24 protein-coding genes are annotated in these 24077 nt (G+C 70.1%); 12 read left to right on the top strand and 12 right to left on the bottom strand.

Annotated features, from left to right (window positions below):
• Positions 1 to 39: 39 nt before the first annotated feature.
• From AB7I40_RS02895 to AB7I40_RS02885, 3 genes are read right to left on the bottom strand one after another with little or no spacing between them, the layout of a single operon-like run.
• On the bottom strand, positions 40 to 1569 hold the full coding sequence (locus AB7I40_RS02895; protein ID WP_428343540.1) for an acyl-CoA synthetase: 1530 nt from the start codon (positions 1567 to 1569) through the stop codon (positions 40 to 42).
• The gene (locus tag AB7I40_RS02890; RefSeq protein ID WP_428343539.1) at positions 1566 to 2693 is read right to left on the bottom strand and encodes a DUF5938 domain-containing protein; all 1128 of its coding nucleotides are present in this window, start codon (positions 2691 to 2693) and stop codon (positions 1566 to 1568) included. Before AB7I40_RS02890 ends, AB7I40_RS02895 begins: the two co-directional genes overlap by 4 nt.
• Before the next feature lie 2 nt (positions 2694 to 2695).
• Positions 2696 to 3490 carry an SDR family NAD(P)-dependent oxidoreductase gene (locus tag AB7I40_RS02885; protein ID WP_428343538.1) on the bottom strand — a complete coding sequence of 265 codons (795 nt, stop codon included), beginning with the start codon at positions 3488 to 3490 and terminating at the stop codon, positions 2696 to 2698.
• Between the two features lie 120 nt (positions 3491 to 3610).
• On the opposite strand from AB7I40_RS02885, the gene AB7I40_RS02880 reads away from it, so the two are divergent.
• The 4 genes from AB7I40_RS02880 to AB7I40_RS02865 all read left to right on the top strand — a co-directional run bounded on the left by AB7I40_RS02880 (position 3611) and on the right by AB7I40_RS02865 (position 8480).
• Positions 3611 to 4264 (top strand): TetR/AcrR family transcriptional regulator, encoded by a 654-nt coding sequence (locus tag AB7I40_RS02880; RefSeq protein WP_428343537.1) that lies wholly within the window; start codon positions 3611 to 3613, stop codon positions 4262 to 4264.
• 52 nt (positions 4265 to 4316) lie between these two features.
• Positions 4317 to 7145 (top strand): BTAD domain-containing putative transcriptional regulator, encoded by a 2829-nt coding sequence (locus tag AB7I40_RS02875; RefSeq protein WP_428343536.1) that lies wholly within the window; start codon positions 4317 to 4319, stop codon positions 7143 to 7145.
• 89 nt (positions 7146 to 7234) lie between these two features.
• Complete coding sequence (locus AB7I40_RS02870) at positions 7235 to 7789, top strand: calcium-binding protein (RefSeq protein ID WP_428343535.1); 555 nt, start codon at positions 7235 to 7237, stop codon at positions 7787 to 7789.
• 172 nt (positions 7790 to 7961) lie between these two features.
• On the top strand, positions 7962 to 8480 hold the full coding sequence (locus AB7I40_RS02865; protein WP_428343534.1) for a calcium-binding protein: 519 nt from the start codon (positions 7962 to 7964) through the stop codon (positions 8478 to 8480).
• A 1-nt stretch (position 8481) separates the two neighbouring features.
• Here AB7I40_RS02865 and AB7I40_RS02860 read toward each other — a convergent pair whose 3' ends face one another.
• Complete coding sequence (locus tag AB7I40_RS02860; RefSeq protein ID WP_428343533.1) at positions 8482 to 8901, bottom strand: hypothetical protein; 420 nt, start codon at positions 8899 to 8901, stop codon at positions 8482 to 8484.
• Positions 8902 to 8999: 98 nt separating this feature from the next.
• On the opposite strand from AB7I40_RS02860, the gene AB7I40_RS02855 reads away from it, so the two are divergent.
• Complete coding sequence (locus AB7I40_RS02855; protein WP_428343532.1) at positions 9000 to 9992, top strand: glycosyl hydrolase family 18 protein; 993 nt, start codon at positions 9000 to 9002, stop codon at positions 9990 to 9992.
• Here AB7I40_RS02855 and glgA read toward each other — a convergent pair.
• On the bottom strand, positions 9989 to 11179 hold the full coding sequence (gene glgA, locus AB7I40_RS02850) for a glycogen synthase (RefSeq protein ID WP_428343531.1): 1191 nt from the start codon (positions 11177 to 11179) through the stop codon (positions 9989 to 9991). The genes AB7I40_RS02855 and glgA overlap by 4 nt on opposite strands.
• A gap of 53 nt (positions 11180 to 11232) precedes the next feature.
• Between glgA and glgC the strand changes: the two genes are divergently transcribed.
• Complete coding sequence (glgC, locus tag AB7I40_RS02845) at positions 11233 to 12480, top strand: glucose-1-phosphate adenylyltransferase (RefSeq protein WP_428343530.1); 1248 nt, start codon at positions 11233 to 11235, stop codon at positions 12478 to 12480.
• Positions 12481 to 12506: 26 nt separating this feature from the next.
• Here the strand turns inward: glgC and AB7I40_RS02840 are convergent, their stop codons facing one another.
• Positions 12507 to 14150, bottom strand: a complete 1644-nt coding sequence (locus AB7I40_RS02840) for an alpha/beta hydrolase (protein ID WP_428343529.1) — start codon at positions 14148 to 14150, stop codon at positions 12507 to 12509.
• Positions 14151 to 14261: 111 nt separating this feature from the next.
• Positions 14262 to 15245 carry a helix-turn-helix domain-containing protein gene (locus AB7I40_RS02835; RefSeq protein ID WP_428343528.1) on the bottom strand — a complete coding sequence of 328 codons (984 nt, stop codon included), beginning with the start codon at positions 15243 to 15245 and terminating at the stop codon, positions 14262 to 14264.
• Between the two features lie 226 nt (positions 15246 to 15471).
• Between AB7I40_RS02835 and AB7I40_RS02830 the strand changes: the two genes are divergently transcribed.
• The gene (locus tag AB7I40_RS02830) at positions 15472 to 16920 is read left to right on the top strand and encodes a hypothetical protein (RefSeq protein WP_428343527.1); all 1449 of its coding nucleotides are present in this window, start codon (positions 15472 to 15474) and stop codon (positions 16918 to 16920) included.
• Here the strand turns inward: AB7I40_RS02830 and AB7I40_RS02825 are convergent.
• A complete protein-coding gene (locus AB7I40_RS02825) occupies positions 16902 to 17621 on the bottom strand; it encodes a FadR/GntR family transcriptional regulator (RefSeq protein WP_428343526.1) in 720 nt (239 codons plus the stop codon). The genes AB7I40_RS02830 and AB7I40_RS02825 overlap by 19 nt on opposite strands.
• Before the next feature lie 121 nt (positions 17622 to 17742).
• On the opposite strand from AB7I40_RS02825, the gene AB7I40_RS02820 reads away from it, so the two are divergent.
• The 3 genes from AB7I40_RS02820 to AB7I40_RS02810 all read left to right on the top strand — a co-directional run bounded on the left by AB7I40_RS02820 (position 17743) and on the right by AB7I40_RS02810 (position 20244).
• Positions 17743 to 18246 (top strand): gluconokinase, encoded by a 504-nt coding sequence (locus AB7I40_RS02820; RefSeq protein ID WP_428343525.1) that lies wholly within the window; start codon positions 17743 to 17745, stop codon positions 18244 to 18246.
• Positions 18246 to 19664, top strand: coding sequence for a GntP family permease (locus AB7I40_RS02815; protein WP_428343524.1), 1419 nt, complete (start codon positions 18246 to 18248; stop codon positions 19662 to 19664). The genes AB7I40_RS02820 and AB7I40_RS02815 overlap by 1 nt, the downstream gene beginning before the upstream one ends.
• A gap of 106 nt (positions 19665 to 19770) precedes the next feature.
• Positions 19771 to 20244, top strand: a complete 474-nt coding sequence (locus AB7I40_RS02810) for a hypothetical protein (protein ID WP_428343523.1) — start codon at positions 19771 to 19773, stop codon at positions 20242 to 20244.
• A gap of 19 nt (positions 20245 to 20263) precedes the next feature.
• On the opposite strand, the gene AB7I40_RS02805 is transcribed toward AB7I40_RS02810, so the two are convergent.
• From AB7I40_RS02805 to AB7I40_RS02790, 4 genes are all read right to left on the bottom strand, one after another.
• A complete protein-coding gene (locus tag AB7I40_RS02805; protein WP_428343522.1) occupies positions 20264 to 21007 on the bottom strand; it encodes an ABC transporter ATP-binding protein in 744 nt (247 codons plus the stop codon).
• Positions 21000 to 21857, bottom strand: coding sequence for an ABC transporter permease (locus AB7I40_RS02800; RefSeq protein ID WP_428343521.1), 858 nt, complete (start codon positions 21855 to 21857; stop codon positions 21000 to 21002). Before AB7I40_RS02800 ends, AB7I40_RS02805 begins: the two co-directional genes overlap by 8 nt.
• 68 nt (positions 21858 to 21925) lie before the next feature.
• Complete coding sequence (locus AB7I40_RS02795) at positions 21926 to 22648, bottom strand: matrixin family metalloprotease (protein ID WP_428343520.1); 723 nt, start codon at positions 22646 to 22648, stop codon at positions 21926 to 21928.
• Between the two features lie 53 nt (positions 22649 to 22701).
• On the bottom strand, positions 22702 to 23091 hold the full coding sequence (locus AB7I40_RS02790) for a DUF2237 family protein (protein ID WP_428343519.1): 390 nt from the start codon (positions 23089 to 23091) through the stop codon (positions 22702 to 22704).
• Positions 23092 to 23289: 198 nt separating this feature from the next.
• On the opposite strand from AB7I40_RS02790, the gene AB7I40_RS02785 reads away from it, so the two are divergent.
• Both AB7I40_RS02785 and AB7I40_RS02780 read left to right on the top strand, forming a co-directional pair.
• On the top strand, positions 23290 to 23652 hold the full coding sequence (locus AB7I40_RS02785) for a hypothetical protein (protein ID WP_428343518.1): 363 nt from the start codon (positions 23290 to 23292) through the stop codon (positions 23650 to 23652).
• Between the two features lie 42 nt (positions 23653 to 23694).
• Positions 23695 to 24075, top strand: coding sequence for a hypothetical protein (locus AB7I40_RS02780; protein ID WP_428343517.1), 381 nt, complete (start codon positions 23695 to 23697; stop codon positions 24073 to 24075).
• Positions 24076 to 24077 lie beyond the last annotated feature (2 nt).

Here is a 24077-nt window from a genome sequence, read left to right as displayed (position 1 = left end):
TGGACATCGGGCCCCAACGCCGAGACCCTGCGGGCTCTCCTAGGCTCCGCGGAGCTGGCTCTTGATCTCGGTCTTGAGCACCTTCCCGACCTTGGAGCGCGGCAGGTCGGGCCAGATCTCGATCTGCTTCGGCGTCTTGACGCTGCCGATCCGGGCCTTGACGAACTCTGTGAGCGTGGCCGCGTCGACCCTCCGGCCGGCCTGCGGCTGGAGGACCGCCACCACGCGCTCACCCCACTTCTCGTCCGGCAGGCCGATCACCGCACAGTCCTGGACGTCGGGGTGCTGCATGAGGGCCTGCTCGACCTCGGTGGAGTAGACGTTGAACCCACCGGTGATGATCATGTCCTTGGCCCGGTCGACGATGAACAGGTAGCCCTCCTCGTCGAGGTAGCCGATGTCGCCGGTGTGGTGCCAACCGTGCGCGGACGCCTCAGCAGTGGCCTCGGGGTCCTTGTAGTAGCCGGCCATCACCAACGAGCTGCGGATGGCGATCTCACCGCGCTGGCCGGTGGGGGCCTGGCCACCGTCGGAGTCAAGGATCGCGACGGTGACCAGGGGAGCGGGGCGCCCGGCTGAGGAGAGCCGGTGGCGGTGGATGCTGCCGTCGGCACGGAAGTGCGCGGACGGCGGCATCATCGAGATCATCATGGGTGCCTCGGTCTGTCCGAACAACTGGGCCATCACCGGTCCGATGCGCACCAGTGCCTCCTCCAGGCGGGTCGCCGACATCGGTGCGGCGCCGTACCAGAAGCACTGCAGGGAGGACAGGTCAGTGGCGTCCAGGGCGGGGTGGCCCAGCACCATGTAGATGAGCGTGGGCGGCAGGAACGTGTGGGTCACCCGGTGTCGCTCGACCAGTTCGAGGAAGCCGCCCACGTCCGGCGCCCGCATGATCAGGACCTCGCCCCCCAGGGCCAGCACCGGGAAGCAGAGAACCCCCGCGGCATGGGTGAGGGGAGCCAGGGCCAGGTAGGTCGGGCGGCCCTCGAACGGGTAGCCCATCAGCGTGAGCGACGTCATCGTCTCCAGGTTGCGCCGGGTCAGCATGACGCCCTTGGGAGTGCCCGTGGTGCCGCCGGTGCCCACGATCATCGCCACGTCGTCCACCGGGGGGATCTCCCAGTCGGCTCCGCCCCGGCCCAGGAACTCCTCCCACGACAGTGCCCACTCGACCTGGGCGTCGAGGCAGACCAGCGTGTGGACCTGTGGCAACTGGTCGCGGATCGAGTCCACGAGGGGCGCGAAGGCGGCCTGGAAGATCAGTGCCACGCAGTCGAAGAGGTGGAGCAGCTCGCGGTTCTCAGCCGCCTCGTTGCGTGGGTTGATCGGGCACCAGACCGCGGCAGCCCTGCTGATCCCGAAGACGCAGCTGAACGCCACCGGGTCGTTGGCCGACAGGATGGCGACCTTGTCGCCGGGCCGCACGCCCGAGGCGGCCAGGGAGCCGGCCACCTGCCCGGCCAGGGCCTGGACCTCCGCGTAGCTGAGGGAGACGCCGTCGGTGGTCAGGCAGGGCCGGTCCGGGCCGAGTGAGACGCCCTTGTCGAGGTAGTCGACCAGCCTCATGCGCTGACGGTCAGGTGCGGTTCCATCACCAAACCGAAGCTGCGCAGCACTCCGAGCAGCTCGCGGTGGCCGAAAGCCTGACACCCCGACGCGAACCCCGCTCGGCGCGGCGGTTGCTGGAGCAGGGAGTAGGCGGCGTAGGCCTGCAGCAGCCCGGTCTGCTTGTAGTTCTGGTTGCCGTGGATCACGCAGTGCGCTCGACCCAGCGGCCCGGAGGCGTAGACGGAGTCCATGGACCGGTTGACCCGGGGGTTCTCCCGAGGCGGCATCACGTTCATCACCTGGGCGGCCGTGGCCGCGAGTGCGGCGTACTTCTCGTCAGCCTCCATGCCGGCCGTGGCCTCGATGGCCGCCGCGACGATCTGCGGTACGCCGAGCATGAGCGCCTTGTTGAACACCCCGCCCAGGGCCTTGACGTTGGCCACCCGCGGATCGCGGGCGTACCACACCGGGTGCGAGGTGCCGCCCCACGGCAGGGCGAGAGCCAGCTCGTGCTGGCCGGGGATGGCCAGCTGGTAGTGGCCGGCCTCTGGGTCGAACGGCACGTAGCGGTTCTGCTCGAGGTAGTGGGCTCCGGACAGGGCGGCGTTGAACAGGATCGTCTGCGTGGAGGCGATCGTGGGACTCCCGCCCCAGAAGACGGCGATGTCGAGGGTGTCGAGGCCGGGGGTCTCGAGGCACACCTCGGCAGCGATCTCGCCGGTCGTGTACATCTGGGCGATGCTCGGGGCGAGCAGGAGCCCGGCGGCCTCGAAGTCGGCGCCGTACTTCTCGTCGCAGGTGATCAGCCAGTCCTGCTCACCGGTGGTGTCGAGGTAGTGCGCCCCGGCCGCGAGGCAGGCCTCCACGACCTCGGGCCCCCACTTGCTGAAGGGGCCGACGGTGTTGCAGACCACCGATGCGCCCCGGAACAGCTCGGTCAGGGACGCCAGGTCATGGGTCACCTCGACCACCTCGTGGTCGGCGGTCTCGATGCCGGCGACATTGCTGGACATCGCGGCGTTGAGCTTGTCCCCGTCCCGCCCGGCCGCGATGAAGGGGACGTTGTACTCCCGGAGGTATTCGCAGATCAGTCGCCCGGTGTAGCCGGAGGCGCCGTAGACGACGACAGGTTTGGTCGTCATGCTCACATCCCCATTCCGCCGTCGACCGGCAGACCTGCGCCGGTGACGAAGCGTGAGGCGTCGGAGGCGAGGAAGACCACGGCGTCAGCCATGTCGGAGACCTCGCCGAGGCGACCCGAGGGGGTCAGTTCGATGACCGCCCCGACAGCTTCCTCGGGGGAGGCGAAGAGCCCGATGGCGGCGACGTCGTTGGCCAGGCCGGCACCCATGGCCGTGGGCACGAGGCCCGGGAAGATGCAGTTGACGCGGACGCCGTAGCCGAGCTTGCCGGCCTCCATGGCGGCCACCTTGGTGAGGCGTTCGACGCCGGACTTGGTGGCGGAGTAGACCGAGATCCCCGGGAACGCGATGGTCGCGGCCACCGAGGCGATGTTGATGATGCTGCCGCCCCGGCCGGCGATCCCGCCGGGTCGCATGGCGCGCAGCCCGTTCTTGAGGCCCAGGGTGGTGCCCAGCAGGTTGACGTCGAGCATGGTGCGGACGTCCTTCGTCTCCACCTCGGTGATCAGGCTGGTGATCTCCACCCCCGCGTTGTTCACCAGGATGTCGAGCCCGCCGAGCTGCGCGACCGTGTCGGCCACGGCGCTGGCCCAGTTGTCGTCGTCGGTGACGTCGAGGCGGACGAACCCGTGTCCCGCCCCCAGCCCGGCAGCAGCGGCCCGACCCGCATCCTCCTGGACGTCGGCGATCATCACGGTGGCTCCGGCCGCGGCGAGCGCCTGGGCCATCCCTTCGCCGAGGCCCTGAGCCCCTCCGGTCACCAGGGCCTTGCGGCCGGTCAGGTCGAACACGCTCATCGGGTCTCCTTTGACATCGGTTGTGGCAACGGTCACACCCTGACCGTCCTCTTGACGACTGTCAAGACTTCCTCTTGTCAACTGTCAAGATTTGTCCCGGGTGAGGCTAGACTGCTGCGCGTGAATGCTTCGAGCACACCTGTCGCACCACCCAGGGGCAAGCCCCGGGGCCGCTCGGTGCGCAGCCGTGAGGAGAAGTACGACGAGCGCCGGACCCAGCTCGCAGAGTCGGCTCTCGCCACGCTGGGAGAGCTGGGCTACGCCCGCACGAGCCTGCGCGAGATCGCCCAGAACTCCGAGTTCACCCACGGCGTCGTGCACTACTACTTCGCCAGCAAGATCGAGCTGATCGTGCACTGCGTGCGCTACTACAAGGCCAAGTGCGTGACCCGTTACGACGACGTGGTCGCGCTGTCCACCACGGCTGAGGAGCTTGCCGAGCGCTTCGCCGACAAGCTCGTGGAGACCCTCGCCGACGAGGCCCCTATGCACCGGCTGTGGTACGACCTGCGCACCCAGAGCATGTTCGACGTCGAGCTGCGCGACGACGTGATGGAGATCGACAAGACGCTCGAGGCGATGATCTGGCGGGTCCTCACGCGCTACTCCGAGCTCGCCGGACGACCGGTCTGCTTCGACTCGCCCACTGCCTACGCCCTGCTCGACGGGGTCTTCGAGAAGGCTGTCCTGGCCCACCTCGCCGAGCGGCCCGAGGCTTTGGTGGACCTGCGTCGGCGCGCGCTCGGCGTCCTGCCGGTGCTCCTGGCTACCTGAGCCTCGTATCTGACCGCCGGGGCACCTCTCCTGAACAGGCGAGGTGATGTCGGTGGCAGTACGCAACGAGCAGGGCTCGCTCCAGGTGGTCCTGGCGGCGGCCGGGCACGGCAAGACCAGGTGGCTCGAGCTGGGTGCCGGGCCGGACACCGTCGTGGTCGACGACCTGCATCAGCTCGACGCCGACGACCAGCTCGCCGTCGCCCGACGGCTGGCCCTGCTGCCGAGCGAGGTCAGCCTGGTCCTGGCCAGTCGGGCCCCGGTGGACGCCCAGGTGACCGGGCTCGTCGGCCGCCCCGTCGTCGAGGTGGGGCCTGGTGAGCTCAGGCTGGACGTCGATGGGGTCGAGTCGGTGCTCCGCGACGCCCTGGGCGGTGCGGATCCTGACCTCGCCACCACGGTCCAGGAGGTCACCGCCGGCTGGCCGGCTCTCGTCGCGCTGGTGGGCGCCGACGCCGCCGCCGGACTGCGTGAGCGTGGCGCGCTCGTGGCCGCCTTCGCCAACAGCCGGGGGAGGGGTGCTGCGTTCCTGCACGGACAGGTGCTGCCCCATCTCTCCGCGAGCGCTGCGGAGCTGCTGCTGCGCCTGGGCGAGCTCGACCTGGTCGCCGAGGACCTGGCCCGGCGCGTGGGTGGCGAGCTCAGCGACCCCGCCGCCGCGCTCGCCGAGCTGCTCCGGGTCGGCGTCGTGGCGCCCGGGCCGGACGGACTGCGGGTCGTGCCCGTGCTGGCCGCGGTCCTGCGGGTCGACCGTGCACCCGACGTGGCGACCCTGCTGAGCGCGACTGACTGGTATCTCGAGCAGGGTCAGTGGGGTCCGGCTGCCGCTGCCCTGCATCGCGCAGGCCAGGTGGAGCGCTGCGCCGCCCTGGTCCTCGAGAGAGCTCCAGAGCTGCTCGGAGCCGGCTTCGCCCACGACCTGCTGCGGATGCTGCCGGACCTTCCGGGCTCCGACACCGACCCGGGTCTGCTCCTGGTGACGGCCGACGCGACCCGGATGATCGGCGACACCACGCAGGCTGAGCGCCTCTACGAGCGGATCATCGGCTCGGGGCGACCCCACGCCGCGCTCGCCTGGCGGGTGGCAGCCTTGCACTACTCGCGAGCCGAGTACGCCGCGGCGATCCGGGTGTGCGAGGAGCCGGACTCGATCGACCAGGTCGAGGAGCCGCGCCGCCTCGCGGTCCTGGCCAGCGCCCACTTCATGCTCGGCGACGGGGCACGGGCGAGCCTGGAGGCGGCCGCGGCGCTCGAGGCGGCCAAGGGCCTCGACGACGACCGGTTGTTGGCCGCGGCCCACCTGGCCTCCGCCCTCGCGAGCACCGGTGCGCGCCGCGACAACCACCTGGCAGCCGCCCTCCAGGCCGCCCGGCGCGCCGGTGACCTGGTGCTGGCGACCCGGGCGTTGCTCAACCAGGCTGACGGCCTCCTCACCCAGGCCGACCACGAGCACGCGGTCGACGTGGCGCGCGAGGCCGTCGCCGGAGCCCGCCGCGCGAGTCCGCCCGGGGCCCTGGTCTCGGCCCTCAACACCCTGGGCGAGGCACTCACCGGTCTGGGCAGGTTCGAGGAAGCCGATACCCAGTTCCGCCGATCCCTCGGGGTGTCGCGGCGCTGCGGCCTCTCGCGCACTGCAGGTGCCCTGCACGGCCTGGCCGAGCTGGCGTTCCAGGCCGGCCACCACGACCGCAGCCGCGCGGCGTACGCCGAGGTGGTCACGCTGGCCCGCGACACCGGCGAGCAACAGGTGCTGGTGCCGGCGCTGGCCCGGCTCGCCCTCCTGGGAGGGGACGGAGCTCCGCCCGAGGAGCTCGTCGACGAGGCGCTGCGCATCGCCGAGCCCGAGTTCAGGGTCACGCCACTGGTCGTGCGCAGCGTCCTTTCCCTCAACAAGGGGGACCGCGAGACGGCTCACGCCGACGTGCTCTCGGCGATCGGGCTGGCGCGCAGCGAGCATCAGCAGGCCTCGTTGGCCGAGGCGCTCGAACAGGCCTGCGCGGTGTTGCGCGCGCTCGGTGACGACGCTGCGGCTGCGACCGCGCTCGACGAGGCATGGGGCATCTGGGAGCGCGGAGGGGGCGTGGTGGCCGCGGACCGGGTCGGCGCGGCGCGAGCAGAGCTGAGCGCCGTGGGCGTGCGGATCCGAGTGCTGGGCGCCTTCGAGGTGCTCGTCGACGGGGAACCGGTGCCCGTACCGGCCTGGCGTTCGCGGCAGGCCCGGTCCCTGCTCAAGATCCTGGTGGCCCGGCGCGGCAGGGCCATCAGCCGCGGCGAGCTCTGCGAGCTGCTGTGGCCCGATGACGATCCAGAACGCACCGGTCATCGACTCTCGGTGCTGATCTCTGCGGTGCGCGCAGTGCTGGACCCGGTGAAGCGCTGGCCACCGGACCACTACGTGGTCGCCGACCTCATGGGGCTTCGAGTCGACCTCGATCGGGTCGGGGTCGACCTCGAACGGTTCGTCGCCGATGCTGAACGGGCAGCGGTCCTGGCCGACATGGGTGACGCACCGGCTGCCCGCGCGGTCCTGGCCGACCTCGTGACGGCCTACCGGGGTGATGCCTTCGAGGACGAGCCCTACGAGGAGTGGGCTCGTGGCCCCCGCGAGGAACTCCGCGCGGTGTGGCTGCGATGCCTGCGACTCTCGGCCACGCTGAGCGGTCGCAGCGGGGACATCGACCACGCGGTCACCTGCCTGGTGCGGCTGCTGAACGCCGACGGCTACGACGAGGTCACCCACCGCACGCTGGTCGCGCTGCTGGTCAGGGCAGGTCGCCACGGTGAGGCTCGCCGGGCCTTCGAGCGCTGGGCGTCGGCCATGCGTGACATCGATGCGGCGCCACCACCGCCCTCGGTGCTCGGCGCACTGATCTCGTGCTGACGCCACGCTGAGCCGTCGTTGGTGTCCTGGCGGGGTCACCAGGTCGGTGGCGGTGCGTCGAGTCGACGCACAGACCTCAAGGAGCAGACATGAGCATTTCCAAGACACTCGCATCCCTCGTCGGAGCCGGCGCCATCGCCGGCTGCATGGCCCTGACCGGCGTACCCTCGGCGACCGCCGTCGCCGCCTGCACCACGCCTGGACAGCTGATCGTCGGCACGCCGGGACCCGACGTGCTGAACGGCACGGCCGGCGCCGACACCATCCTCGGCCTCGGCGGCAACGACATCATTCGAGGCGGTGGCGGCAACGACCGGATCGTGGCCGGCAACGGCGACGACCTGGTCCTCGGCGGGGCGTGCGACGACAACGTCCTGGCCGGTGATGGCAACGACGCGGTCTTCGGCAACGACGGGGACGACACCGTCGACACCGGCGACGGTGCAGACACCGCGACCGGCAACGACGGCGACGACCGGGTCTCCGGCGGCAACGGTCCTGACCTGCTCGGTGGCGGCGCGGGCCGCGACCGGCTGTGGGGCAACGCCGGCGCCGACGACCTCGACGGTGGACCGGGGTTCGACCGTGGCAACGGCGGAGCCGGCGTGGACACCTTCGCCAACGTGGAGGTCGTCATCCCGTGAGGCTCGCGCACCGGGGAAGTGACCGGGACGGCGACCACCGCGAGGTGGCCGCCGTCCCGGCTCGTACTGACGTGGCAATGACGTCGCCACGGCACCGTGGTCCACGCCGCGCGGTCCGCGGCATCAACGGGGGATCGCCGTCCGGGCGCTCCGCATAACAAGGAGAAACAACATGAACATCAAGCAGCTCTCACTGACCGGATCCTTCCTGCTCTGCGCCGGCGCGAGCCTCGCACTGGCCCCGACGACGGCCGGTGCTGTCAGCCCGGGATGCACCACTGCAGGGGTGACGATCATCGGCACCTCGGGCAACGACGTCCTCAAGGGTGGACCGGGCGACGACGTCATCCTCGGGCGTGGCGGCGACGACCGGATCTTCGGCGGTGGTGGCAACGACTCCATCGACGGTGGCCCGGGCCGCGACACCATCGACGGCGGCACCGGCAACGACTGCCTCAACGGTGGTCCCGGCAACGACCGACTGCTGGGCGGTGGTGGCAAGGACCTGGTCTACGGGGGGACCGGCGACGACCGGCTCTTCGGGGGCGGTGCCAACGACATCCTGCGCGGCGGGCCCGGCAACGACGTGGACGACGGGCAGGCCGGCGCCGACGACTGCTCCACGACCGATGCCTGGGCGAAGACCAAGTATCGGATGGTCGGCGGAAACCTGGTCTACGTCTGCGGCTGAGTCAGATCACCTCATCGAAGGGGAGTGGCACCAGCATCTGGTCGTTGGCCAGGTGCACCACGTCGCAGGGGACCTGCTCGGCGCGACAGGCCGCGCGCAGCGCCCTGGCCCACTGCCGGTCCTCGGGCTGCACGTCGTCGCTGCCCGGGCGGGAGCGGAGGAAGGCGATCCGGCCGCCGGGACCGAGCACATCGCGTTGCAGCCCGGCCAGGAAGGTGCCGAGCCCGGCAACCTCGTGCTCGCCCGGCGGTTCGAGGGCATCGGGGATCTCGATCAGGTGGGGGATCGGTCGGTCGTCGGCCCCGATGAGCATCACCCAGACCTGGTGGAGGCCGAAGCCGAGCGGCTCCATCAGGTGTCGCCAGGTCCTCTCGAGATCCTGCTGGGTGCGCACGGTCGGTCGGAAGGTTTCGCTGTTCATGCCCTCGACCCTGCTGGCCATCAGGACCGGGCGCGAACGGCTCTCCACAGGCACCTCGATCCGGGCCGCTTTCCGTCCACAGGTGACAGGGTGGGGGCATGGCCCTCCTGCGGTACGCCGCTCTCGTCACCGTCACCGCCGTGATCCTTGCGGCGGCCGCTCCCACCGTGGCCGCAGCCCCCGAGCCCGAGGTCACCGGCTATCTCCTCGGTGGAGCACCCAACCGGCTGATCGACCGCAATGCGGCCGGTCTCGACGAGGTGGGCATCGACGGCGTCCTGCTCCGGGCCGGAGGACGCCAGGTCGACCTGCCGTCCGCCGACGCCGTACGACTGCTGCGCCACGCACACCGCCAGGGCCTGCGTGCCGAGCTCCTGCTCAGCAACTACAGCGATCTCCTCGGTGACTTCGACCCGGTCGCCGCCGCGCGGTTGCTTCGCCACCCGGCCAACGTGGACCGGGTCGCGGGCCGGCTGGCCCGCGTGGCCCGGGTCCAGGGCTGGGACGGCATCACCGTCGACCTGGAGTCCCTGGCCCGCAAGGACGGCCGCGGCCTCGTGCGGTTGGTCCGCCAGCTCCAGACTCGGATGCCGGCGGACAGGACGGTGTCGATCGACCTGATGGCCTCCACCACGTCGGCAGGGTTCCGTGATCGTGGCTATCTGCTCGCCGCCCTCGGGCGCTCGGCCGACGTGGTCGCGGTGATGACCTACGACAACCACGGTCCCACGTGGTCGGGTCCCGGTCCCATCGGCGGCCTGAGATGGCAGCGCCGCGTCCTGGTGCCGCTCCTCGCCGCGGTGCCGCGCACCAAGCTCGACCTGGGGATCGCCGGCTACGCCTACACCTGGCCCAGACACGGCACCGGACGGGTCTTGTCGGTGGCCGGCGCGCGCCGGGTCGTGGCCGCCGACGGTGCCGTCGCGCACTGGCGACCCGGACCGGCGGAGTGGACCGCCACCCTGAGCAACGGCACTGTCCTGTGGTGGTCGGACCGGCGCTCGTTCGCGGCCCGGCTGGACCTCGCGACGAAGCGGCACCTGCACGGGGTTGCCCTCTGGCGACTGGGCTCCACCGACACCTTGGGCTAGCGCAGGACGGAGCGGTAGACCTCCAGCGTCTTCTCCGCGATCGCCGGCCAGCTGAACGACTCCTGCGCCCGGATCCGCCCCAACCGACCCATCTCGGCGGCTCTCTCCGGATCGGAGACGACCTCGATGAGGGCAGCGGCGAAGTCGGCGACGTACTGCTCGGGGTTCAGCGGCGTCCCGGTGCCGTCGGTGGCCTGCTCGATCGGGACCAGCCGACCCGTCACACCATCGACCACGACCTCGGGGATGCCTCCGGTGGCCGTCGCCACCACCGCGGTCTCGCACGCCATCGCCTCGAGGTTGACGATGCCCAGCGGCTCGTAGATCGAGGGACACACGAAGGCGGTGGCTGCCGACAGCAGCGCGACCACGTCGGCGCGCGGCAGCATCTCGCGGATCCAGACCACCCCCGTGCGGGTGGTCGACAGGTCGTCGACCAGGGCGACCACCTCGGCCTCGATCTCGGGGGTGTCCGGGGCACCGGCACACAGCACGATCTGGACCTCGGGCGGCAGCTGGGCCACGGCCCGCAGGAACAGGGGCAAACCCTTCTGACGGGTGATCCGTCCGACGAAGACCACCGAGGGACGGTCCGGGTCCACTCCCTGGGCACGCACCCGATCGGGGTCCACGACCGGAGCCCAGTCAGCGGTGTCGATGCCGTTGTGCACCACGTGCACCCGGGCGGGGTCGATGTCGGGATAGGAGGCAAGGACATCCTCGCGCATTGCCGCCGACACCGCGATCACCGCCGACGCCGACAGGTAGGAGGTCTTCTCGACCCACGACGACACCGCGTAGCCGCCGCCCAACTGCTCGGCCTTCCAGGGGCGCAACGGCTCCAGCGAATGCGCGCTGATCACATGGGGCACGTCGTAGAGCAGCGAGGACAGGTGGCCGGCGAAATTGGCGTACCAGGTGTGGGAGTGCACCAGATCGGTGCCGGCGCAGCCGCCGACCATGGCCAGGTCCACACCGAGGGTCTGGATGGCGCCGTTGGCCGACGCCAGTTCGGCCAGGTCGGCGTACGACGAGGTGAGGGCCTCATCGCGTGGGCCCCCGAACGCGTGTACGTGCGTGGTCAGATCTTCTCGGGCCCGCAGCGCGCGGACCAGTTCGGCGACGTGCACACCGGCACCGCCGTAGATGGACGGGGGATATTCCTTGGAGAGCACGTCAACTCGCATGCGGTGAAACTACCCCTGTCCCCGGTGTGCCGGACAGGGCTAGCCTCTGTGGCGTGAGCCCATCGACGCGCAAACGAGTCCTGGCCATTGTTCTCGCGGGCGGGGAGGGCAAGAGACTGATGCCGTTGACCGCCGACCGGGCGAAGCCCGCCGTACCGTTCGGAGGGATCTACCGGCTCATCGACTTCGCCTTGTCCAACGTCGTGAACTCCGGCTACCTCAAGGTGGTCGTGCTCACGCAGTACAAGTCCCACAGCCTCGACCGCCACGTCACCACCACCTGGCGGATGTCGACCATGCTGGGCAACTACGTCGCCCCGGTGCCGGCGCAGCAGCGGGTGGGCAAGCACTGGTACCTCGGCAGCGCCGACGCGATCTTCCAGTCGCTCAACCTGATCCGCGACGAGAAGCCGGACATCGTGGTGGTGGTCGGGGCCGACCACGTCTATCGCATGGACTTCTCCCAGATGGTCAACCAGCACGTCGAGTCCGGGGCCGCCTGCACCGTGGCCGCCATCCGGCAGCCGATCGCGATGGCCGACCAGTTCGGGGTCATCGATGTCCAGCCCGAAGACCCGAGCCGCATCCGCGAGTTCCTCGAGAAGCCCACTGACCCAGCAGGACTCCCGGACAATCCCGACGAGATCCTGGCCTCCATGGGCAACTACGTCTTCGACGCGGACGCCCTGGTGGAGGCCGTCACGAAGGACGCGGCACTCGAGGGCTCCAAGCACGACATGGGCGGCGACATCGTGCCCGCCTTCGTGGGGCAGGGCAAGGCCGGTGTCTACGACTTCAAGGACAACGTCGTGCCCGGCTCCACCGACCGCGACCGGGGCTACTGGCGCGACGTGGGAACCATGGGCTCCTACCACGCTGCCCACATGGACCTGGTCTCGGTGCTCCCGATCTTCAACCTCTACAACTACGCCTGGCCCATGTACACCTCCTACGGCCCGCATCCGCCGGCCAAGCTCGTTCGCGGCTCCGGAGGCGAGGCACCCACGACGTACGACGCGGTGCTCTCACCGGGCGTCGTGGTGACCGGCGGCAACGTGAGCCGCTCGGTGCTCTCGCCGTCGGTCCGGGTGGAGACCGGTGCCGATGTCAACAACTCGGTGCTGCTCGACGGTGTCGTGGTGGGTCGTGGCGCCACGGTGCGCAACGCCATCTTGGACAAGGGGGTCGTGATCCCGCCCGGGGCGCAGGTCGGTGTCGACCTGGAGCACGACCGGGCGCGTGGGATGCAGATCCACGACGGGTTGACGGTGATGGGCAAGGAGGAGGCGTTCCCGGAATAGTCCGGCAACGCCCCCTCCAGGTCAGCTCAACGGTGCAGTTGAGCTGCCTCCAGTGCCTCGCGCAGGCGGGACAGGGTGACAGCGCGCTGACCCGTGGCCACCCGTGAGCCGCCCGCGGTCGCCGCCGGCGGCGGAACGGGTCGGCAGACCTTGTCCGAGCGACGCCCACTGAGCCGGGTCGGCACGGTGCCGTCGGTGAGGTAGCGCGCGATCGCGTTGTCGGTGCAGGCGATCCCCGACAGTGAGCCGGCGTGCGTCGTCCCGTTCTTGCCCTCGATCAGCGACGCCGTCGGGAACAGGTGACGCACTCGCAGGCTGCCGCTGAACGGGGTGGCGGCGTCGAAGGTCTCGCCGATCATCAGGATCGGGGTGGTGACCGCCGAGCCGTCGACGTCGACCGGCTTGCCGTGGCCGTACTTCCAGTAGGCGCACGGCCCGTTGAACCAGGCGTTCGACCACGTCATGTAGTCGTGGCGCCGGTCCAGTCGCCAGTTGTCCCGGTTCAGGCGGGCCTGGCTGCGCGGCCAGGCAGCGTCGGTGCACTGGGTGCCGAGGTACATCGCGTAGCCGTTGTCGCCACCGCGGGTCAGGTCGACGCTGTCCTGGTACATCGCGACCAGGTGATCGGCCTTGCCCTTGTTCACGTAGCGCGACCACGCGTCGGCGATGGTGTCCCAGTCGTAGACGTAGTAGCCCGCCGAGGTGAACACGTCGGTGAGCTCGTCGCCGCCGAGCACGCCGCGCGCCGCCTTGCGGTCGAGCTGCTTGATGGCGGCCAGGTAGCGCTGGCGCACCTGGGCCCGGGTCTTGCCCACGTGGTAGGCGCCGCGGTGCTTGGCCAGCCAGGCGAAGTAGACGTTGAACGTCTTCTGGAAGGCGCGGTCCTGGTCCTGGTTGGACTTGTAGAACACGCGGTCGGGGTTGACCGTGCCGTCGAAGACGAAGCGCCGGACCCGGTTGGGGTGCAAGGTGGCGTAGACCGAGCCCAGGTAGGTCCCGTAGGAGAAGCCGTAGAAGTTGATCTGCTCCTGGCCCAGGGCGATGCGCAGGCTCTCCATGTCCTTGACGGTGTCGCGGGTCTTGACGTGGCGCAACAGCTCACTGCGGGGAGCCTGGGCGCAGTCGCGGGCGTAGGCCTTCGAACGGGCGACCCACTTCTTCATGATCGCCGGACGGGTGGGGCGGTAGGGCGGCCGGTCGCCGGCGAGGAACTTCGCGTCGCAGGCGATGGCGGGTGCGCTGGAGCCGACGCCGCGCGGGTCGAAGCCGATCCAGTCGTACGCCGCTCCCGCATCGTTGGGGACGAACGTCTGGTAGACCGACATGATCAGGCCGGAGCCCCCCGGGCCGCCGGGGTTGACCAGCATGACGCCCTGGTAGTCGGCCTCGGAGGTGGTGTGCAGCACCCGCGACACGGCGAGCCGGATCTTGGGGCCGGCCGGCTTGGCGTAGTCGAGCGGCACGACCAGCCGGGCACACTCGGCGCCGTAGGCATCCAAGGTCGGGTCGGTGCAGGTCTGCCAGTTCAGCGCCGGAGGCGCGTAGGCCGCCGTGGTGCTGGTCGAGGCGTTCGCGGGGGCCGGAGAGGGTGTCTCCAGTGCTCCCGAGGTGGTGCTGGTGAGGCCGATCGTGACCCCGGCAGCGGCGATGACCGCCATGAGCTTGCGCATGTGACTCCCCAGTTGAGACGCGGACCCCGGGTCTCGGGGTCCATGGCCCGGCTCACCTTGCCCCGAGACCCGACCGATGTCCAGCGTTGTCACGCGTGCCCGCGCGGCGATTCACAGCCAGCCGCGTCGGCCCGCCTCGAAGCCGAGCTGGAGGCGGGTGTCGACGCGGGCCAGGTCCATCATGTGCCGCACGCGCCGCTGGACGGTGCGCAGGGAGAGACCGAGCTGGCCGCCGATCGACTGGTCGGTGAGGCCGGCCAGCAACAGCGCCAGGACCTGGGCGTCGAGCTGGTCGAGCTGGTCCTCGCCCTCCTCGCGCACTCCCTGGGGGGTCAGTGTGATCGGGGCCGCGCTCTGCCAGACGAAGTCGAACACGCAGCGAAGCGCGTCGAGCAGGCCACTGGGGTGGATCAACAGGGCCCCCGCGGCCGGCTGGCGCTCGGCGGCGGAGTAGAGGGGGACCAACGCGATCTCGTGGTCGACGATGAGCAGGCGCAGTGGCACCGTGGGCGCCACCCGGACCTGCGTGCCGTTGGCCAGTGACTCCTGGACCGCCGCGAGGAAGCCGTCGCGCTCGAAGGCCGGTCGCTCCAGGACGACCTGGTACTGGACGCCGCGCGCCTGGGCGACGGACTCGTCGTCGTCATTGTCCTCGGCCGAGACGACGGCCACCTCGGCGCGCACCAGCACCTGGATGTCGCGGCGGGCGGACTGCTGCAGCTGGGCGAACCGGGTGGCGACGGCTCCGGCGCCGCGGACCACGTCGACGACGTCGCCGATGTCGCGGTGGGCGACCGAGGTGCGATAGAGGCCGACCAGCCCGGCGAGATCGACCTCGGCCCGGCGCAGATCCTCCTGGCGCTGGACCATCAGCGCGCCGAGCGCCACGCCCGGTGGTGAGGCGACGTAGCGGTGGGAGTCGTCGGGGGAGCGTGCCACCAGCCCCTTGTGCTCCAGCCTGTCCAGGGCCTGCTGCGCCACGATCAAGGGTACGGCGAGCAGCCCGGCCAGCTCGGGCGTGGAGCCCGAGGTCCGTTGCACGAGCAGGCGGTAGGCGCCCTCTTCGAGCTCGTCGAGTCCGAGGACCTCGAGCATGACGACCCCCAGCGAGTGGCGAAATGTCCGTTTTGGCGGGTTTGTGACATGACGTAAGCCCGCCATGGCGCCCCACCATTCTACGTGGCACATTTATGCCCCTGGGTACTTTTCCCCCACTGGACCCAGATCCCCCCGGTTACGGAGGGTCACGTGCACACGTGGCCCTCCGTATCCGCATTTCGGGCCAGGCGCAGGTCCGGGCCACCTCCGGCATGATGCTCACATGACCGACTCCGCACTGCTCGGCATCGACTTCCCGCGCACCTCCGCCGACCGGCGGAGCACGACGCACCTCGGGCGCGCGGTTGCCGCCGACGCGCTGCGGTCGGTGGATCCGGCCGGCGCGCGCAGCGCCGAGCAGGAGACGAACTGGCGAACCGGCTACCTCACCCACTACCGACGGCTCCTCGAGGCGGGCATCGGGTCTCGGCCGGCGGCAGTGGCGATCGCCGAGGCGGGCCTGGCCTCGCTCCACGACCGGATGTGCGTCGTCACATCTGAGGGTGATCTGCCGCTGCCCTCGTGGCGGGGCGGTCTGGAACTGTCGACCGTGACGATCGAAGGTCGCGAAGCACCCGAGACCGAGCTCACCTTGCCCTACCACGGTGAGCGGCTCGGGGGTGATGCACTGCGCCGCCGCCTCGACACCTGGGTTCTCGCGGGCGTCGTTGAGCCGACCGTGCGCGAGGCCGTGCTCACGGTGCTCGAGAATCCCGCATGGCTCCGGCTCGAGTCAGACGCGGTCGTGGTCCTCGGCGCCGGGGCCGAGATGGGTCCGCTGCGCGCCCTGCTGCGCTGGGGTGCCAGCGTGGTGGCGCTGGACCTGCCGCGGCCGGCGCTGTGGCAACGGGTGTTGGAGACGTCGTCGGCCGGCACGCTGATCGTGCCGGGGCTGGGCCCCGGGGAGCCTGATCCCCAGCGGTTGGGTGCGGACCTCACCACCGACGTGCCGGCGGTCGCGGCCTGGTTGGCCGGGCTCGAGCCGCGGCTGGTCCTGGGCAACTACGTCTATGCCGACGGCGCTGCCAACGTGCGGGTCTCCGTGGCCGTCGATGAGCTCTCCACCCGTCTGCTCGAGCAGCGGCCCGACACCGCTCTTGCCTTCCTGGCCACTCCGACGGATGTCTTCGCGGTGCCGGGCGAGGCCGTGGCTCAGTCGGTGCTGGCCTACGAGAACCGCTCTCGGGGCGCCAAGCTGGTGAGCCGGCCCTTGCGTGCGGTGAGTGCCGGGCGGCTGCTCCGGCCGGCCTACGTGCCCGGCTCCGACCCCGGCGTCATCGACAGCCTGGTTCCCCAGCAGGGTCCCAACTATGCCCTCGCCAAGCGACTGCAACGTTGGCGCGCCATCGCCGCGCGCGAGGCTGGCGTCACCGTCTCGATGAACGTCGCGCCCCCCACGCGGACCCGCTCGGTGGTCAAGAACCGGGCGCTGGCAGCGGCGTACGCCGGCGCGCACCGCTTCGGCGTGGAGGTCTTCGAGCCGGCGACCGCCAACGTGCTGATGGCCGCGCTGCTCGTCCACGACCTGCGGACCGGTGGTGGACCCCGGCATCAGGAGCCGTGGCAGGACGAGGCGTTCGCGGCCGCCCACGGTGGGCTGTGGCGCGCGGCGTATGCCCCGCGCAGCGCCCTCGGACTCGCCGCGGTGCTCGGCTACGGGTCGGCGCGCTGATCCTGCTCGGAGCGCACGGCGTCGGCGGCCTCGTCGATGATGGCGCGCATGGCCTTCTCGGCCGCGGGCGCGTCCTGCAGACGTACGGCGCGCGCCACCTCGTCGTGCAGCGCGATCGCTTCCGGCTTCGGTTGGCTGGGCATCATGCCGTGGTGGGTGCGGCCGGTCAGGAGCTCGCTGACCACGGCGTCGAGGGCACGGAACATCTCGTTGCCGCTGGCCTCCAGCAGCGTGCGGTGGAAGACCTTGTCGGCGAGCAGATAGGACTCCAGATCACCTGAGCGCCCGTGCATGACCATGTCGGACACCGCGGCGGCAAGGATCCGGCAGTGGTGGGCGTTGGCACGCTCGGCGGCCAGGGCGGCCGCCACCGGCTCGAACCCTCGGCGCAGCTCGGAGAGGGAGAGCAGCTGCTCTGCGCGGTCGCCGGCGTCGAGCCGCCAGCGGATGACCCGGGGGTCGAACACGTTCCAACGCTCGCGGGGGAGCACGGTGATGCCGACGCGGCGACGGGAGGTGACCAGGCGCATCGACTCCAGCACCCGGATGGCCTCACGGGCGACGCTGCGCGAGACCGCGTAGGTGCTGCCGACGTCCTCGAGCGTGAGGACCTGTCCGGGGGCCAGGTCCCCTGATGCGATGCGGCTGCCGAGTGCGGTCAGGACGATGCCGTGGTGGTCACCCGATGCCGTTGTCGTCACTCATTCATCCTCTCATGAGGTGGGTTTGAAGAGAAAGAACAGGTTAATTCTGCCAGAAGGGTTGCAATGATCTGATCATTGCGGGCATCCTGTGACGACAGCCACAACCACGGAGGTGCAGATGACCCACCCACCAGCGCTCGTCGTGATGGGCGTTTCCGGTTCGGGCAAGTCGACCGTGGGGGCGGCCATCGCCCAGCGGCTCCGGGTGCCGTTCGCCGACGCCGACGACTTCCACCCGAGCGCCAACATCGCGAAGATGAGCGCCGGTCAGCCGCTCGACGACGATGACCGTCACCCGTGGCTGGACGCGATCGGCGCGTGGCTCGCCGAGCACGCCGATGGCGGCGTCATGAGTTGCTCGGCCCTCAGGCGTCGCTACCGCGATCAGTTGCGACAGCACCTGCCCGGCGTGACGTTCCTGCACCTGCACGGCAGTCGCGAGGTGATCGCCCGCAGGCAGGCCAGTCGCCCCGGACACTTCATGCCCGCGTCGTTGTTGACCTCCCAGTTCGCCACCCTCGAGCCGCTCGCCCCGGACGAGTCCGGTCTCGTGATCGATGTCGACCAGGACATCGACGCCATCGTCCAGACCTACGTCGACCACCTCAACCAGGAGTCCTGATGCCTGACCTGTCCTTCGCCGCCGTCCTCCCGCTCGCGGGCACCGACCTCGTCGAACCCGTCGCCTCCGGCTGGCAGTTGGTCGTGGCCGCGCTCGGGGGCATCGCCCTGATCGTCGCGCTGATCACCTTCGTCAAGCTCAACCCGTTCCTCGCCCTGATCTTCGGCGGCCTGACCGTCGGCATCGTGGCGGGGGAGAACGTCAACGACGTCCTGACGTCGTTCACGACCGGTTTCGGGACCACGGCGTCCGGGGTCGGCATCCTGATCGCCCTCGGTGCGATGTTCGCCAAGCTGCTGGCCGACTCAGGTGGCGCCGACCAGATCGTCGACACCATCGTCGGCAACGCCACGGTTCGCACGCTGCCCTGGGCGATGGCTGCCGTCGGCGCCATCATCGGCCTGCCGATGTTCTTCGAGATCGGCCTGGTGCTGCTGATGCCGGTGATCTACCTGGTGGCCCGTCGCGCCCAGGTCTCGCTCATCGCCGTGGGCATACCGGCCTTGGCCGGCCTGTCGGCCATGCACGGGCTGGTGCCCCCGCACCCGGGTCCGTTGACCGCCATCGACTACCTGGGCGCCGACCTGGGAGTGACCCTGGCTCTCGGCGTACTCGTCGCGGTGCCGACGGTCATCGTCTCCGGACCGGTCTTCGCGAAGTACGCCGCCCGGTGGGTCGACGTGCCGCCGCCGACCACCTTCGACGCCGCCCAGCGCGGTGACCAGCACGATGACGAGAAGAACCCGCAGCGGCCCTCCTTCGCGATCACGATCTTCAGCGTGCTGCTTCCGGTTGCCCTCATGCTGGGCAAGGCGTTGGCCGACATCTTCATCGAGGACGAGACCCAGCTGCTGCGCCAGATCCTCGACGTCCTCGGCACGCCTTTGGTGGCGCTGCTGATCTCCGTCATCGTGGCCATGTTCACGCTGGGCCGTGGAGCGGGGATGAGCGTGCCGCAGATCTCGAAGTGCGTGGAGTCGGCGCTGCCGGCCATCGCCGGCATCCTCCTGATCGTCGCGGCCGGCGGAGGGTTCAAGCAGGTGCTCGTCGACACCGGCATCGGCACCCTGCTGGCCGACTGGGCCTCGGCGGCCAACATCTCCGTGCTGCTGCTGGCCTGGGTGCTCGCGGTGCTGATCCGCCTGGCCACCGGGTCGGCCACGGTCGCCACGATCACGGCGTCCTCGCTGATGATCGGGCTGATGGATGGGCTCAGCACCGGTGAGACCTCGCTGGTGGTGCTGGCGGTCGGGTCCGGCTCGGTGTTCTTCTCCCACGTCAACGACGCGGGCTTCTGGCTGGTGAAGGAGTACTTCGGGCTCTCGGTCGGGCAGACCCTGAAGACCTGGTCGCTGATGGAGACGATCCTCTCGGTCTCCGGGCTGGTGTTCGTGCTGCTGCTCGGCATCGTCATCTGACCCGATCGGCTCACGATGGTTGATCGCAGTCACCTGGTGGCTGCGATCAACCATCGAGACGTGTCCCGGCACGGAACCGGTCGCGAGCGCCTATCGTCTGATCACCATGCGACACACGCTCGGGATCCTCCTCGCCTCCGCAAGCCTGCTGCTGACGACGGGTTGCGGAGCCGACACCCCCGGCGGCGACGTCGCCCAGGAGCCGTCCGGCCCGACGACCGCCACCTCGGAGGCAGCCGAGCCGGTGGTCCTCGACATCCTGTCCCAGACCGCTGCGGGCGGGGAGACCACCGACCTGGCGATCGACCTGAGCACGCCGGCCGGGGTGGAGGAGCTGGTCGGGCCGGTGAGCCGCGGAGGCCTCGACGACCAGGTGCGCCACCGGGTGGCCGAGATCGACGTACCGCAGGGTCAGCGCCTGGTCGGCGCCGTCGTCAATGTCGGTTGCGACGTGCCCAGTGACGTCACGGTGACCGTGGACGGGGACGACGTCCTGCTCGAACCCGTCTTCACCGGTGATCGGCTCCCGGAGTGCCTGGCGGCGGTGACCTCCATCGCCCTCGTGCTCGTCGCTTCGTGAGGCCCGTCGCCGGGGCCGTTCAGCCCAGGGACTCCTCGTAGGCGTCGACCACTTCGTCGACGGGGCCGTCCATGCGCAGCTGGCCGCGGTGCATCCACAGCCCACGACTGCACGTCTGGCGGATCGTGCTCATCGAGTGGCTGACCAGGACGACGGTGCCTGCGGTGTCACGGATCAGGTCGATGCGCTCCTTGCTCTTCTTGCGGAACTTGGCGTCGCCGGTGGCCAGCGCCTCATCGATGAGCAGGATCTCCGGCTGGGCCGCGGTCGAGATCGCGAAGCGCAGTCGTGCGGCCTGACCCGAGGACAGCGCGCGCATCGGCAGCCTGATGCTGGGGCCGATGTCGGCGAACTCGACCACGGAGTCGAACCGCTCAGCCACCTGCTTCGGCGACAGGCCGAGCGCCAGGCAGCCCAGCGTGATGTTGCGCTCGCCGGTGAGGTCCTTCATCAGGGCGCCGCCCACCCCGAGCAGGGAGGCGCGGCCGTCGGTGTAGACCGACCCGCCGGCGAGCGGGACCAGTCCGGCCATAGCGCGCATCAGGGTGCTCTTGCCCGACCCGTTGTGGCCGATGAGGCCGATGGACTCGCCGTGATGGGCCACGAAGGAGACGTTGCGTACGGCGGGCACGTAGTCCACCGCGCCGATGTGGCCCGACATCCATTTGGGGGTGCGACTGCCCTCGACCGAGCGCTTGCTGCCGAAGGTGCGGTAGGTGACGCTGGCGTCGTCCATCACCAGCGCGGGGACCAGGTCAGCCACGGCCGTACCGCGCTTCGGCCCGCCAGAAGTACACGAAACCGACCCCGAGGGTCAGCAGAGCCCAGAAGATCCCCCACGCCCAGGTGGCGACATCGATGGGGATCTCCTCCACCAGGGCCGAGCGGTTCAGCTCGAGGTAGATCGCGAAGGGCTGGTGCTTCATCACGTCGCCCACCCAGCCGTCGCCGTAGCGATCGAGTGAGAAGAACACGCCGGAGGTGTAGAACAGCGCCCGGTTGAAGAACGGGATCAGCTGCCCCAGGTCCGCGACCATCGCGACCATCCGCGCTGCCAGGAACGCGACCCCGGTGGCGAACAGGAAGGTCAGGACCAGTGCCGGCAGGAACAGGAGCAGGTGCAGGCGCAGCGGCTCGCCGTTGGCAAGGGCCACGGCGAAGAGCACGACCACCGCGGGCAGGAACTGGAACAGGTCGGACAGGGCCGAGGAGATGGGGATCAACGCCCGCGGGAACTGCAGGGACGTGATGAGGTTGTTGCTCTTGTCCAGCGACGTGGCCGCATGGCTCAGCGTCCCGGAGAGGTAGCGGATCGTGAAGATCCCCACCACCAGGAAGGTGGCGTAGTCCTCGATGTCGTCGCTGACCCGCTTCAGCAGCACGCCGAAGACCATGTAGTAGAGCACGGCCCAGAGCACGGGGGTGAGCACCACCCAGGCCTGCCCGAGATAACCGCCCTGGTTCTGGGTGTAGGCCTTGGCGCGAGCCAGGCTGAGGGCGAAATGGCGGCGTTCCCAGATCTGCTTCGCATACTGCAGCAGGGGAGGACGGCCGCCGACCTTCTTGAGGCCGAACTCGCGAGCGAGCGCAGCACCGGAGGCGGGATGGGTCACGTCGAGCAATACTACGAGCACTCACCCGCTGAACCTCACATCCCCGCCGAGAGCGCGCGGGCGTCAGCTCAGGAGCAGGGCACCTGCCCGAGGAGGGCGAGACCGCGCAGGTCGCCGCGACCGTAGGTCGTCACGCGTGGCGAGGGGTTCATCAGCTCTCCGATCCGGTTGACGTGATCGAGGCCCACGAGGTGACCGAACTCATGGTCGAGGATGGCCTGCCGGGAGGCTGCGGAGGTGCCCGCCTCGAAGTTGTCCCGGTCCAGCACGATGCTGCCGGTCACGTAGTAGGGGCGTCCGGTACCCGTGAGCATCGAGCTGCCGCCGATCCCCGCGACGTCGCCGGCCAGCTCGGGGACCTCGTCGGCGTCCGCCCAGAGGACCAGCACCGGGTCCGAGCTGTCGCGCTCGGAGAAGTTCCGCTCGCTGGTGGGCCCGGCGTAGTCGAAGCTCAGGCCCGAGGCACTGCTCGTGTGCTCCATTGCGGTCTCCACGAGGTCGCGATAGTCGTCGGGGGCGCCGTCGGGATCGACAGTGACGACGATCGGCGTGCACGGGTCGTAGCCGATCGGGAGGGTCCCGCCACGCGGGTGGGTGTGCAGGAACCGGTACTCGTCGCGCTTCCCGGTCATCTCCGTCCCCCCGAGCAACCGGTCCAGGGGGTCGTGGGAGTCGGCGGCCATCGCGACGAGGGCGGCCGCGAGCAGCCCGAGCACGCCGATGATCGACAGCCACGACCGCCGGCTGAGCGGGGTGCGCGGTGGTGGCGGCGCGAGCGGCTCGAGGTGCACATCCACATGGTGCCTCGGTCCGCGAAGTCGGTCAGCCGAACTGCGGTAGTCGCTCAGTCGAGCGAGCTGAGATCAGGCGGTACGTCGACGGAGTGACTGGTGAGGGCCGAGAGCGGGATGATCTCCAAGGCCCGTCGGTTGGTCGCGGACAGGACGACCGGTGCGGCGTACCCGTCCTCGTAGGCCTCGAGCCAGCGACTGGCGACCACGCACCATCGATCGCCCGGCGTCAGCCCGGGGAACTGCCATTCCGGTCGGGGCGTGGTCAGGTCGTTGCCGGTGGCTCGCTGATGGGCGAGGAACCCCGCGGTCATGACGGCGCACACGGCGTGGACCCCTGCGTCCTCCGGGCCACAGGTGCACGTGCCGGTGCGGTAGAACCCGGTCACCGGGTCGGTGCCGCAGGGCTCCAGCTCACCGTCGAGGACGTTGCGTTCGCTCACGGGCCCAGAGTGTCACCTGCTCGGGTCCGATATCCACCAACCTTCTCGAAGAGGCTGGCGTGCGAGGCCGCAACGCGCTTGAATCAGGGGACACCGCGAGTTCTGGGTCAGTTCGTAAGGAAAGCCCCCGGATCTCGTCCTGTTGATGTACGGTTCAACTAACTCCCGGGGGGGAGTTGACTACGTCCGGGGGGACAGATGTCACAGGAGTGGCTAGCGCTCGTGCGCCAGTTGTGCACGCCGGAGCAGTCGTTGGTCGTCGAGACCATCGCGGCTGCCCACACCGAGGAGAAGCCGGCCTCGAGCACGGCTGCGGCCGCCGGGCTGGCACGCCGTTTCGGGCTGTCGAGCACCGACGCCGATGTCTGGGCGCGCAGCGAGAGCGCACTCAGCGTCCTTGACTGGCCCAGCGCGGCGCTCGACCAGCTCGTGCCCGACGGCCTGCTCGAGGAGATCGGTCTCGACGACGCCGTCGCCGTCGTCGACCGCCTCGCCCGGGCGGTGGTGGAGGACGACCCGAGCGCGGCCGCCCCGGCTGCGGCCGGCCGCACGGCCGCCTAGCAGGGTGATTGGATGGGGTCACACTCGTTGAAGGGGACCTCCATGAAGATCGCTCCGATCGCGAAGGCAGCCACGGCAGCCGGTGTGCTGGTGGTGAAGTACGGACCTCAGGCCAAGCTGGCCTGGGACAACGGTGGTCGACAGACCGCCGAGGCGGCGCGCAAACGGGCTATGTCGCTCAACGCCCGCCGCAAGGCGCTCAACCACGCCTCAGGCCTCGTCGAGGGCACGATCCTCAAGGTCGCGCCAGCCGGGAGGACGGTCTACGTGGTGTTCAGCGGTGACCGACCGGTCGGTGCCTATCCCGAGCAGGAAGCGCCGCTGGCGAGCCTGCTGGAGAATGCCGACCTCGACAAGCGGGTGCATCCCGACAAGGCCACCAAATCCCTGCGCAGGCCCGGCTCGAGCGTGTCGAAGGCCTGAGG

Origin of the sequence: Nocardioides sp. (assembly GCF_050246775.1) — a bacterium.
Taxonomy (GTDB): domain Bacteria; phylum Actinomycetota; class Actinomycetes; order Propionibacteriales; family Nocardioidaceae; genus Nocardioides.
Note: the sequence above shows the minus strand (reverse complement) of the source record. Positions and strands in the feature narration are given on the sequence as shown.